A 372-nucleotide genomic window follows, 5' to 3' on the forward strand; every position below is an offset into this window, starting at 1 on the left:
CGATGCGCGCGCAGGCCTGCATCGCGACGATGCCTTCGATCGACATCGGAATGTAGATGACGACGCGATCGCCCTTGCCGATGCCGCGTTTCTTCAGCGCATTGGCGAAGCGCGACACGCGTGCGAGGAGATCCGCATAGGTGACGCGGGTGACGGTGCCGTCGTCGGCCTCGAAGATCACCGCGACGCGCTCGCCGTTGCCGGCTTCGACGTGGCGGTCGAGGCAGTTGTACGACGCGTTCAGTTCGCCGTCGTCGAACCATGTGTAGAACGGCGCGTTGCGCTCGTCGAGCACCTTGGTGAACGGCTTGTGCCACGTGAGGCCTTCGCGCGCGAGACGCGCCCAGAAGCCTTCGTAATCCTGCTCGGCCT

1 protein-coding gene is annotated in these 372 nt (G+C 65.1%); it reads right to left on the minus strand.

The genetic code is table 11. The annotated features are described in order from the left end of the window. On the minus strand, window positions 1-372 hold a 372-nt coding region (locus H3O04_RS36865; RefSeq protein ID WP_202589562.1), incomplete at both ends, for an acetyl-coenzyme A synthetase N-terminal domain-containing protein.

It is taken from the genome of Burkholderia sp. KCJ3K979 (assembly GCF_016759955.1).
GTDB classification, from domain to species: Bacteria; Pseudomonadota; Gammaproteobacteria; order Burkholderiales; family Burkholderiaceae; genus Burkholderia; species Burkholderia orbicola.